Source organism: Chryseobacterium sp. NFX27 (genome assembly GCF_049887855.1).
In the GTDB taxonomy this organism is placed as follows: domain Bacteria; phylum Bacteroidota; class Bacteroidia; order Flavobacteriales; family Weeksellaceae; genus Chryseobacterium.
The window spans coordinates 90,031-102,247 of the sequence record NZ_JAGEKK010000018.1; the positions used below are offsets into that span (position 1 = coordinate 90,031).

Consider the following 12,217-nt stretch of genomic DNA (forward strand, 5'->3'; position numbering starts at 1 on the left):
AATAAATTCAATAAGTTTGCAGTAGTTTTCCAAAAACTTACACCATGCACGGAAACATTCTGATCATCGATGACGAGATCAAGCTCCTGAAATTATTAGGAATGATTCTTTCCCAAGAAGATTTTAACGTAAAAGAGGCTTCAACAGCACGTTCTGCAATGACGATGCTTGAGCAGCATGAATTTGACGTCGTACTCTGCGATGTCCGCCTTCCTGATGCTTTCGGGGTAGAGCTGGTACGATCCATCAAAACCAAATATCCACACCTTGAGATTATTCTGATGACGGCTTTCGGGAACATTACCGATGCCGTTCAGGCCATGAAAAACGGAGCGTATGATTATCTGGTGAAAGGGGACGATAACGAGAAGATCATTCCGCTGGTATATAAAGCGCTGGAAAAAGTAAAGGATAACCGCTCCAGAATTGGTCAGAAAATTACTGTATCAAAAGGATTCGGACAGATTATCGGGACCTCTCCCCTGATTCTTCAGTCTAAAAAACTGGCTGAAAAAGTGGCTTTAACAGATGCTGCCGTTCTTCTTACCGGAGAAACGGGAACCGGAAAAGAAGTGTTTGCCAATGCCATCCACGAAGGAAGCGATAGGAAGAAAAACAATTTTGTAGCCATCAACTGTTCCGCATTCAGTAAAGAAATTCTTGAAAGTGAACTTTTCGGACATAAGCAGGGAGCATTTACAGGTGCTGTAAAAGATAAAAAAGGTCTCATAGAAGAAGCCAACGCCGGAACCTTGTTTTTAGACGAAATAGGAGAGATGCCTATAGAACTGCAGGCTAAACTGCTCCGCGTTCTGGAAACAGGAGAATTTATCAAAATGGGAGAAACAAAAGTATCCAGATCCGACTTCAGGCTGATTGCTGCAACCAACAGAAATCTGGAAGAAGAAATAAAGCAGGGCCATTTCCGGGAAGATCTTTATTTCAGGCTGAATGTTTTCGAAATCCATCTTCCGCCACTGCGTGAAAGAAAGGAAGATCTGAAAATGCTGGCCAAAAATTTCATTGACATTTTCTCGCATAAACTTCATCTTTCAGCACTGCAGGTAAATCCGGATTATTATAAAATGCTGGAAAAAAACGATTGGAAAGGAAATATCCGTGAATTGAGAAATGCAGTGGAAAGAAGTCTTATTTTAATGGAAAACAATATGCTGGATGCTGGAAGCCTTCCCCGTTATACCGATAAAACAGTTCCTGAAAGCGACTCTTTAAGCATAAGAACACTGGAAAAAATACACATCCAAAAAGTCCTACAATATACAAAAGGCAATAAAGCCGAAGCCGCAAGACTGCTGGAAATAGGCATTGCAACCCTGTACCGCAAGCTGGAAGAATATGGCTTGAGGTAGACGAGTTATGAGTTGCGGGGTTTGAGAGTAGGAGAGTTTTAGGGTTTCGGGATGCGTGTTTCCAAAGTTTGAGTGTTTTAAAGTTTTAGAGTTTGGGTGTCCACATGGCTATAAATCATGAAATACGTGCCCAAAAGCTATGAATCAAGAATATTGAATAAATGGCAAATATTTGGTGGCTGAGGCTCCCGAAGCCACCATGGATAGGGTTTGATATTTTAATTTTAACTCTTACAACCCACTATTGACTTGCAGACAAAATTCATAATAACGTTTTCCAATTCTCACCTTAATCTAAAAGCCTCATGTCTCGTATCTGAAATCTAACTTCTCAACCCTATCATTTCAATAAACAGGCCTATCATTTTGATAGGCTTTTGTGTTTTTGGTATGGCTTAGTCATTGTTTTAATTTATTGATTATCATTTGTTTAAATGCTTTGTTTTCAAAGTGGGCCTTCTTTTGGGCTATAGCACATGAATAAAATATTTTAAAAATGACAATTTCAAGAAAAACGTTCAAAAAACGTGAGCACACCAACTTCAGTCAGCTGGTAGTAGCGTATGTAGTTCTTACTCTTTTAATCCTAATGATTTCGATATGATGCTGATAACTTTAATCCTGCTTTTTGCAGCGATGTTCTGGCTTCTTTACAAATCCGTTGAATTTTTTGATAAAATATAAAAATATGTGGAGTTTATTTTTCCTTTCAATTCTGGCCTTTGTGTACATCTGCTACGTTTTGCTGAAACCTGAAAAATTTTAACCGGTCATGAATACAGAAATTTTAGGCGTCATTGCCATGTTTGTCATTACATTAGTTATTGGAATATTTCTTGGGAAATACATTGCTAATGTGTACGGGTACAAAAAAAACTTTTTGGATCCTGTTTTTGAACCTGTTGAAAAATTAATTTATAAAATAGCGGGAATTAACCCGGCCCGTCAGATGACCTGGAAACAGAATATGTATGCCATGCTGACGATCAACCTGGTCTGGTTCGTTATAGGATTTCTGATCCTGATGACCCAGTCCTGGCTCCCCTTAAATCCTGACGGAAACCCGAATATGTCACCGGATCTTGCTTTTAATACAGCTATTTCTTTTTTGGTGAACTGTAATCTGCAACACTATTCAGGAGAAACGGGAGTGAGTTATTTAAGCCAGCTTTATCTGATGTTCCTGCAGTTTGTAACCGCAGCAACCGGAATGGCGGCTATGGCCGTTCTTTTTAAAGCTTTTAAAGATAAAACAACTACAGAATTAGGGAATTTCTACGATTTCTTTACTAAATCTGTGATCAGAATACTCGTTCCGGTGAGTATCCTTGTTGCCATGATCCTTTCTGCCAACGGAAGTCCGATGACGTTCGAAGGTAAAGACCATATAACAACGTTGGAAGGACAGAAAGTTGATGTTTCCAGAGGTCCTGTAGCTGCTTTCGTAGCGATTAAGCATTTGGGAACCAATGGAGGAGGTTTCTTTGGTGCCAATTCGGCGCACCCGCTTGAAAACCCGAACTATGTGACGAATATGACCGAAATGGTCACTCAGATGATCATTCCGTTTGCACTGGTTTTTGCACTGGGATTTTATCTGAAAAAGAGAAAACTGTCATGGGTAATTTTTACGGTAATGACTGTCGGTTTTCTCGCGCTTGCCGTTCCAAACATTGCAAATGAAACAAATGGCAATCCGCTTATCACACAAATGGGTGCCGACAGCAGTCTGGGAGCTATGGAAGGTAAAGAGATCCGTTTCGGAAGTGCTTCTTCAGGATATTGGAGTATTGCAACGACAGTGATCTCAACAGGTTCCGTTAACTCTATGCACGACAGTACGATGCCACTTTCAGGAATGAACGAGCTGCTGGCTATGATGATCAACTGTTTCTACGGAGGCTGCGGAGTCGGAATCCTGAATTATTTCATCTTTATCATTCTTGCTGTATTCATCAGTGGTCTGATGGTGGGAAGGACCCCGGAATTCATGGGCAAAAAGATCGAAGCCAAAGAAATGAAGATCGCCATGATCGTCGCTCTGTTCCATCCGTTCTTAATACTGGTAGGAACTGCATTAACGGCTTATCTGCCGGAATTTGGAGCCAAGGCATTGAATAATCCGGGTTTCCACGGATTCAGTGAAATGTTGTACGAATTCACCTCTTCTTCGGCAAACAACGGTTCCGGATTTGAAGGTCTTGGCGACAATACCCCATGGTGGAATATCTCAACGGGAATTGTCTTGCTGTTATCCAGATTTATTCCAATCATCGGACCGATAGCGATTGCAGGATTATTGGCACAGAAGAAATTCATCCCGGAGAGTTCAGGAACGCTAAAAACGGATACAGCCACTTTCGGTTTTATGACATTGGCAGTGATCCTGCTTATTGCGGCGCTGTCTTTCTTCCCGGCATTAACATTGGGACCGATCGCAGAACAGATTCAGTATTTCTCTAAATAAAAGAAAATTAATTTTTTGAACCCTTGAGAAGGTAAAAGTAGTTAAGAATATTAAGGTGTACGCTCAATATGCAGCAGGCTTAAAAATATTCTTTTGAATATAATCTTAACTCTTCTTCGCTCCTTAACAAATCTTAATGGTTTAAATAGTATCAATAAATTAAAATTAAAATCAATAGTTAACCATTAGGAAGATTGGAATATCAGGAAATTAGTCTAAAAACTCATCGAAACATTCACCTGAATATTATCCATTTCACTCCTTTTGTTTTAATCTGGCTTAATGGTTACCGTTGGTTTATAATGATATAACTCTTTCAAAAAAATGAAAAATCAATCCCAGACATTATTTCAAAAAGATTTGGTAAACGAAGCGATCAAACAGTCCTTCGTCAAGCTGAATCCGAAAATCATGTTTAAAAATCCCGTGATGTTCCTGGTGGAGGTAGGAACGGTTGTGATGTTTATCGTAAGTCTTTTCAGTCTTACCGGAGACCAGTCACAGGGTAGCTTTGCTTATAACTTTACCGTATTTATTATCTTATTTTTCACTGTTCTTTTCGCCAATTTTGCGGAAGCCATTGCAGAAGCCAGAGGAAAAGCTCAGGCAGATACCCTCAGGAAAACACGTGAAGAAACTCCCGCCAAAGTGGTGGTGAACAACAAACCTGGATTTCAGGTAGAAACCGTTCTTAAAATGTCTGCCGAAATGAAACTTGGCGATATTTTCCTTTGTGAAACAGGAGATCAGATCCCTATGGACGGAGAGATCATTGAAGGGCTTGCTACCATTGATGAATCGGCAATCACCGGGGAAAGTGCACCCGTAATCCGTGAATCCGGAGGGGATAAAAGTTCTGTAACAGGGGGGACAAAAGTTCTTTCCGACAGAATAAAAGTGAAAGTAACAACTAAACCCGGAGAATCTTTCTTAGATAAAATGATTGCTCTTGTGGAGGGAGCTTCAAGACAGAAAACACCTAATGAAATTGCATTAACCATACTTCTGGCAGGATTTACCCTGACCTTTATTATTGTAACACTCACTTTAAAACCTTTTGCAGACTACGCGCAGACTCCAATTACCATTGCGGCATTTATATCACTTTTCGTTTGTTTGATTCCCACAACCATTGGAGGTCTGCTTTCTGCAATCGGGATTGCCGGAATGGACAGAGCTTTGAGGGCGAACGTGATTACTAAAAGCGGTAAAGCAGTTGAAACTGCCGGAGACATCGATGTGCTGCTTCTTGATAAAACAGGAACCATCACTATCGGAAACCGTAAGGCAACAGAATTTCATCCTGCAGATGGAATCAGACTGCCCGACTTTATTAAAGCTTCTGCATTAAGCTCAGTAGCGGATGAAACACCGGAAGGAAAATCCATTATAGAACTAAGCCAGCTGAAAACAGAAGACCTTCTTGTTCCGAATCCGGTCTATATTGATTTCTCAGCGGAAACAAGAACTTCAGGAATCGATTTTGAAGAGACAAGGATCAGAAAAGGAGCTTATGACACGATAAAAAAACTGACTGAAAAAGCCGGGAATATTTTTCCGAAAGAAACCCAGGATGCCGTTACCAAAATTTCTGAAAACGGAGGAACTCCTCTTGTGGTAAGCGTTAACGAAAAAGTATGGGGCGTTATTGAGCTTCAGGATATCATTAAAACAGGAATTCAGGAACGTTTCCAGAGGCTGAGAAAAATGGGGGTGAAAACGGTGATGGTAACCGGAGATAATCCTCTGACCGCAAAATTCATTGCCGAAAAAGCAGGTGTAGATGATTTTATTGCCGAAGCCAAACCTGAGGACAAAATGAACTACATCAAAAAAGAACAGCAGGAAGGAAAGCTGGTGGCCATGATGGGTGACGGTACGAATGATGCTCCGGCACTGGCTCAGGCCGATGTGGGCGTAGCCATGAACAGCGGAACACAGGCTGCAAAAGAAGCCGGAAACATGGTAGACCTTGACAATGACCCTACGAAACTCATTGAGATCGTAGAGATTGGAAAACAGCTGCTGATGACCCGCGGAACACTGACAACTTTCAGTATTGCGAATGATGTAGCTAAATATTTTGCCATTATTCCTGCCTTGTTCATCACTTTCATTCCTTCACTTCAGAAGTTGAATATTATGAACCTTCACAGCCCGGAAACCGCGATATTATCAGCTGTTATTTTCAATGCAGTGATCATTCCGTTCCTTATTCCACTGGCGTTAAAAGGAGTTGCATATAAGCCAATCGGTGCCAGCGCATTATTAAGAAGAAACCTTTTAATTTATGGTTTGGGCGGTGTTATCGTTCCGTTTATCGGGATCAAAATTATTGACTTGGTCATCAGTTTATTCTATTAAAATTTAAAAAATGAAAAATCATATTGTGACAGCATTCAGACTGACTTTTGTAATGCTGGCTGTTGTAGGAATTTATCTTCTTATCGTATACGGAGGTTCAAAAGTGTTGCCTACAAAAGGAAATGCAGAGATCATCACTCAAAACGGACAAAAGTTCTACGCTAATATCGGCCAGGAATTTAAATCTGAAAAATATTTCCACGGACGTCCTTCATCTGTTAATTATAATGCGGCGGGAAGCGGCGGAAGTAATAAGGGGCCCAGCAATGAAGAATACCTGGAAACCGTACAGAAAAGAATAGATACTTTAAAAATGAATCATCCGGCTATGGGGAATATAAAAGTTCCTGTAGAACTGGTTACGGCCAGCGGAAGCGGTCTGGATCCGGACATTTCTGAAGAAGGTGCTCTGTATCAGGTAAAGAAAATTGCAGCAGTAAGAAATCTTTCTGAAGAAAAAGTCAGAAATTTAGTGCAAAATCAGACAGAGAAACCGTTTTTAGGACTTTTAGGGCCTTCAAAAGTAAATGTATTGAAGCTGAATATCGCTTTGGACCAATTAAAATAATGTAACCATCACCGTGAAAAAATATATCATTACCAGTGCTGTATTATTAGGGATCTTTTTCCCAAAAGCACAATCATCCGATTCATTAAAAACAGAAAATAAAGTGACATTTTCTGCCTATGCAGAGCTTTTCTATACTTATGACTTTAATGAACCTGCCAATCATGTCCGCCAGAACTTTTTATACTCCTATAACAGACATAATGAGCTTAACCTGAATCTGGGATTGGTAAAAGCGAATTATCAGAGTGAGAACCTCCGTGCTAATGTTGCTTTAATGGCCGGAACCTATGCACAGGATAATATGGCTGCGGAACAGGACGCATTGCGTTATGTGAATGAAGCAAATATTGGGATTAAAATTTCAAAGAACAAAAACTTATGGATTGATGCCGGAATTATGCCTTCCCACATCGGTTGGGAAAGTGCCATAGGAAAAGATAACGTTAATCTGACCAGAAGTTTTGCGGCTGAAAACTCACCTTATTTTGAAACCGGAGCGAAAATTTCTTATACATCAGACAGCGGAAAATGGTTTTTAAGCGGATTAGTGCTTAATGGCTGGCAGCGTATTGCAAAGCCGGAAGGAAATCAAACTATTTCTTTCGGGCATCAGGTGACCTACAAGCCGACAGAGAAAATTACACTGAACAGCAGCTCATTTATCGGAAACGACAAATCAAAGGATGAGAAAAGAATGCGGTATTTTCATGATCTTTACGGAAATTTTCAGCTGACAGACCGATTTTCAGCTTTGCTTGGGTTCGATATCGGCGCAGAGCAGAAAGAGAAAGGCAGCAGCAGTTATAACATCTGGTACACTCCAAATATATTAATGAAATACCACCTGGACAGCAAGTGGGCCCTCGCAGGAAGAGTTGAATATTACAATGATAAAAACGGAGTCATCATCAGCACCAAAACGCCAAATGGCTTCCAAACCTTCGGATATTCCCTGAATGTAGATTATGCGATTCTGAAGAACGTTGTTTTCCGTACAGAAGCGAGAGGATTTACCTCCAAAGATGCCATTTTTGTGAAGAATGATGAGATGAAGCAGGGGAATTTCTTTATCACAACCAGTCTGGCTGCCTGGTTCTAGAAGAGAAAGTGAATAATGAAAATGAATTGCAATCTGCGTAATCCGTGTAATCTGCGAGAGATAAAATATTAATCACAAAAGTCACAAAAGCTTTTTAACACTTAAGTTTATTTTAAAGTGAAAGCTTGCAAAAAAGAAGTTCACATAAGTTTTTAAACAAAATGAATTAAAAATCTGCGTAATCCGTGTAATCTGCGAGAGATAAAATATTAACCACAAAAGTCACAAAAGCTTTTTAACACTTAAGTTATTTAAAGTTTAAATACTTTGTCAATATTAAGATCACATAAGTTTAAAAAAATCAAAGATTTTTATTCCATCGAATTATTAAAGATCTGTGTAATCTGCGGGAGATGAAATATTAACCACAAAAGTCACAAAAGTTTTTGGCACTTATATTATTTTGAAGTGAAAGACTTGCAAGAAGGAAGTTCACATAAGTCTTTTAAACAGAGAGAATTAGAATCTGCGCAATCCGTGTAATCTGCGAGAGATAAAAAATATTTATCAAAAGAGTAACAAAACCTTATGATTTGTATGTTTTATAAAACCAAAGATTATAACAGAGATAATGACTAAACCGGCGAGAATTCCCCTCTCTTGGAGGGGTGGCGAAAATTCAAAGAATTTTTTGACGGGGTGGTTTAAGAAAAATTGTTCAGAATGAGCATAACTTACGTATACCCTGTAAAGCGTTCAAAATAAAACTTTTGTGCCTTTTGTGTTTAAAAAATTAATAAAGCAAAAATCAATGTCATCAGCAAAACATTTTTTAGAACTGATCCAGAAATCCAGGAAAGGAAAATTCAAGATCTATATCGGGATGAGCGCAGGCGTAGGGAAAACATTCCGGATGCTTCAGGAGGCACAGTCTCTTCTGCGTAACGGCATTGACGTAAAGATCGGGTATATAGAAACTCATGACCGCGAAGAAACAGCAGCCCTTACAAACGGAATTCCGGAAATACCGAGACGATCGGTTTTCTATAAAGGTAAAAATCTGGAAGAAATGGATCTTCAGGCTATTATCAATGAACATCCGGAGGTTGTTTTAGTGGATGAACTGGCTCATACGAATGTAGAAGGTTCAAAAAACAAAAAGAGATGGCAGGATGTACTGGAAATCCTTGATAACGGGATCAATGTCATCAGTGCCATGAACATTCAGCATATCGAAAGCCTGAATGAAGAAGTGAAAAATATTACGGGAATAGAAGTGGCAGAACGTGTTCCTGATAAGATTTTAAGTCTTGCTGATGAGGTCGTCAATATAGACCTTACCGCAGATGAACTGCTCACCCGCCTGAAAGAAGGAAAAATTTATAAAAAAGAAAAAATCCAGACGGCGCTTGCCAACTTTTTTCAGAGCGGACATATTTTGCAGCTCAGGGAACTTGCCTTAAAAGAAGTTGCTGCCCATGTAGAAAGAAAGGTTGAAACGGAGATCAAGACAGAGAATTTTAAACCGATAAAATTTCTGGCGTGCATCAGCAGTAACGAGAAGATTGCCAAGAATATCATCCGGAAAACAGCCCGTCTGGCAAGCTATTATAACAGTCAGTGGACCGTTCTCTATGTGCAGAAGCCATCAGAAAATCCTGAAAAAATTGCTCTCGACAAACAGCGGTATTTGATTAATAATTTTAATTTAGCACAGGAATTGGGAGCGAAAGTGGTCCGGGTAAAAGAAAGCAGTGTCCATAAAGGAATTCTGGAGTATGTGATTGCCCATAATATCACCACGGTCTGTATAGGAAAACCCCATGCAAAGCTCTGGCAGCGTCTTTCCGGCTACAGCTGGATTTATACACTGATGAACAGGCTGAATGAAAAGCAGATAGATATTATTATTTTATCTTAGAAGTAATGAAACTTAAAACAAAACTCACCTTAGGCGTAGGTCTTTTATTTTTACTGATCGTTCTTATGTCGGTCATCGGATCTGTGTATATCAATAAGCTGAAATCCGACACTGAAAAAATTCTTACCGCCAACTACAACAGTCTGGAATTTTCCAAAAATATGTTGCTGGCCCTGGATAAAATAAGTACAGACAGTGCTGTTGCAGTGAATGATTTTCAGAAAAATAATGAACTTCAGGAGAAAAACCTTACCGAATTTGGGGAAAAAGAAGCTACCCAAAGCCTGAATCTTCATTTCAGCAGCTATCTGAAGCAGCCTTCTCCGGAAAAGGAAAAGCTTATCCGTGAAGACCTGGCCAAGATCATGTCCCTGAATATGAAAGGTATTGAGAGGAAAAGCGATATTGCCATCATTACCGCTGAAAATGCTACCTTCTGGATTGTAAGTCTGGGAACCGTATGTTTTCTGATTGCTTTTATCCTGCTTTTTAACCTGCCGCAGACCATTGCGGAACCTATCAATCAGCTTACATTCAGTATCAGGCAGATCGCTGCTAAAAATTATAATGAAAGAGTTCATTTTAAAGGCAGTGAAGAATTTAACGGCCTTGCAGATTCTTTTAATACCATGGCAGAAAAGCTTCAGGAATACGAAAGCAGCAGCCTTTCCAAGCAGCTGATGGATAAAAAAAGGATTGAAACGCTGGTGAATAATATGCATGATGCAGTGATTGGCCTGGATGAAAACCACTTTATTTACATGATTAACGATGAAGCCCTGAAGATCACCAATCTCCATAAAGAAGAGATCATCGGTAAAACGGCTCATGAAGTAGCGGTCAATAATGATCTGATGCGTGAACTGCTTAAAAATATTGATCATCCGGTAAAAGAGCCCATCAAGATCGTCCGTGATCATAAAGAGAATTACTTCGAACAGGATATTGTTCCTATTAATATTGTAAAAACCGGTGAAAAGGAAACAAAATATATAGGAAAGGTGATTCTTTTGAGGAATATTACGCCTTTTAAGGAACTTGATTTTGCTAAAACCAATTTCATTGCTACCATTTCCCATGAACTTAAAACTCCGATATCTGCCATAAAAATGGGCGTGCAGCTGCTTGGAAACCAAAAATTCGGAGAGCTGAATGACCAACAGAAAGAACTGCTCAAAAGCATCAATGATGATGGCCAGAGGTTATTGAATATCACCGGGGAACTGTTGAATTTATCACAGGTAGAAACCGGAAATATTAGCCTGACTGTTGAAAAATGTTCCCCGAAAGAAATGGTGCAGGCCGCCGCGAAAAATGTTGAAAAGCTGGCCGAACAGAAGAATATCCTGATCAATACCGAATACCTTACAGACGATAACGATTTCGTTAGTGCCGATTTCGATAAAACGGTCTGGGTGATCAATAATTTCCTGACCAATGCCGTTAAACATTCTTTTCAGGACGAAAATATCAGTATCAGGGTAGAAAAAGAGAACTCAATGATCCAGTTCAGTATTACTGATACCGGAAGCGGGATCGATGAAAAATACCACCGCCAGATCTTCGACCGCTATTTCCAGGTTCCGGGAGAACAGCAGAACGGAACAGGGCTGGGCCTGGCGATATCTAAAAACTTTATAGAAAAGCAAAATGGCGAAATAGGAGTGAAGAGTGCTCCAAATCAGGGAAGTACTTTTTATTTCAGATTGCCGGTGGCATAAAAAGATTTAAATAAATTCTTTTAAATTTACAGATCACAAACCACAAAAATTCTTTTATGAAAATATCTGTTAATCTGCTATTACTTCTGTTTTTTATTCTGTTTCAATCACAGGTCTCCGGACAGGCATTTAAACTGGAAGAGCTTGCTGCATTCAACACTCTTGATATGGCGACTTTTAAAACGGAAATTAAAAAGCATAAATATACTTTCTACGACAAAACAGAAAGTCCTGCATTTATTCTGTTCGAATATGAAAGCCCGGATTATACATACAAAATCGGAAAATTTGAATATACTGAGGATAAATCTCAGGACAATATAGAGTTTCAGTTCAAAGACAAAAAAGAATATGATGCCTATTTAAAGGCAATTCTTGGAGCAGGATACAAACAGACAGAAAAAGGAAAGATCCTTACCGGCGAAAGCTATCTTGATTATCTAAAAGATAAAGCTCTGATCAGGATGGTACAGCCTAAAACAGCCGGAGATAACTATACGATTTTAGTATTTAAATAAAAACAGAGCTGTGAAGATCTGTGCTATCCGCGGGAAAATTCTTAAAAATTATGCTGAATATTTTACACAAATTATGTGTAAATAGCATAAAAAAAGAGGCTGTCTCAAAAGTGAGACAGTCTTTTTTTATGCGCAAAAAAGGAAAGCTCAAAGCTTTCCCAGTTTTTGCAAATTGATTAATTTGCTGTGTGTTAAGTAAATCAAAAATAGTCTTTAAAGATTATAATCCCAAGCAAAATTTTCTTT

Annotated in this window: 8 protein-coding genes; all 8 read left to right on the plus strand. The window is 39.2% G+C overall.

Annotated features, from left to right (window positions below; translation table 11 throughout):
- Nucleotides 1-44: 44 nt before the first annotated feature.
- Nucleotides 45-1,370 (plus strand): sigma-54-dependent transcriptional regulator, encoded by a 1,326-nt coding sequence (locus J4Q03_RS17545; protein WP_426049417.1) that lies wholly within the window; start codon nt 45-47, stop codon nt 1,368-1,370.
- Nucleotides 1,371-2,142: 772 nt separating this feature from the next.
- Nucleotides 2,143-3,837, plus strand: coding sequence for a potassium-transporting ATPase subunit KdpA (gene kdpA, locus J4Q03_RS17550; protein ID WP_426049418.1), 1,695 nt, complete (start codon nt 2,143-2,145; stop codon nt 3,835-3,837).
- A gap of 324 nt (nt 3,838-4,161) precedes the next feature.
- The gene (kdpB, locus tag J4Q03_RS17555; protein WP_426049419.1) at nt 4,162-6,201 is read left to right on the plus strand and encodes a potassium-transporting ATPase subunit KdpB; all 2,040 of its coding nucleotides are present in this window, start codon (nt 4,162-4,164) and stop codon (nt 6,199-6,201) included.
- A 10-nt stretch (nt 6,202-6,211) separates the two neighbouring features.
- Complete coding sequence (gene kdpC, locus J4Q03_RS17560) at nt 6,212-6,769, plus strand: K(+)-transporting ATPase subunit C (RefSeq protein ID WP_426049420.1); 558 nt, start codon at nt 6,212-6,214, stop codon at nt 6,767-6,769.
- 13 nt (nt 6,770-6,782) lie between these two features.
- The gene (locus tag J4Q03_RS17565; protein WP_426049421.1) at nt 6,783-7,871 is read left to right on the plus strand and encodes a porin; all 1,089 of its coding nucleotides are present in this window, start codon (nt 6,783-6,785) and stop codon (nt 7,869-7,871) included.
- A 751-nt stretch (nt 7,872-8,622) separates the two neighbouring features.
- Nucleotides 8,623-9,732 carry a sensor protein KdpD gene (locus J4Q03_RS17570; protein WP_426049422.1) on the plus strand — a complete coding sequence of 370 codons (1,110 nt, stop codon included), beginning with the start codon at nt 8,623-8,625 and terminating at the stop codon, nt 9,730-9,732.
- A 5-nt stretch (nt 9,733-9,737) separates the two neighbouring features.
- Complete coding sequence (locus J4Q03_RS17575; RefSeq protein WP_426049423.1) at nt 9,738-11,453, plus strand: HAMP domain-containing sensor histidine kinase; 1,716 nt, start codon at nt 9,738-9,740, stop codon at nt 11,451-11,453.
- A gap of 56 nt (nt 11,454-11,509) precedes the next feature.
- Nucleotides 11,510-11,971: a hypothetical protein gene (locus J4Q03_RS17580; RefSeq protein WP_426049424.1), complete on the plus strand. Its 462-nt coding sequence runs from the start codon at nt 11,510-11,512 to the stop codon at nt 11,969-11,971.
- The last annotated feature ends 246 nt before the right edge of the window (nt 11,972-12,217 follow it).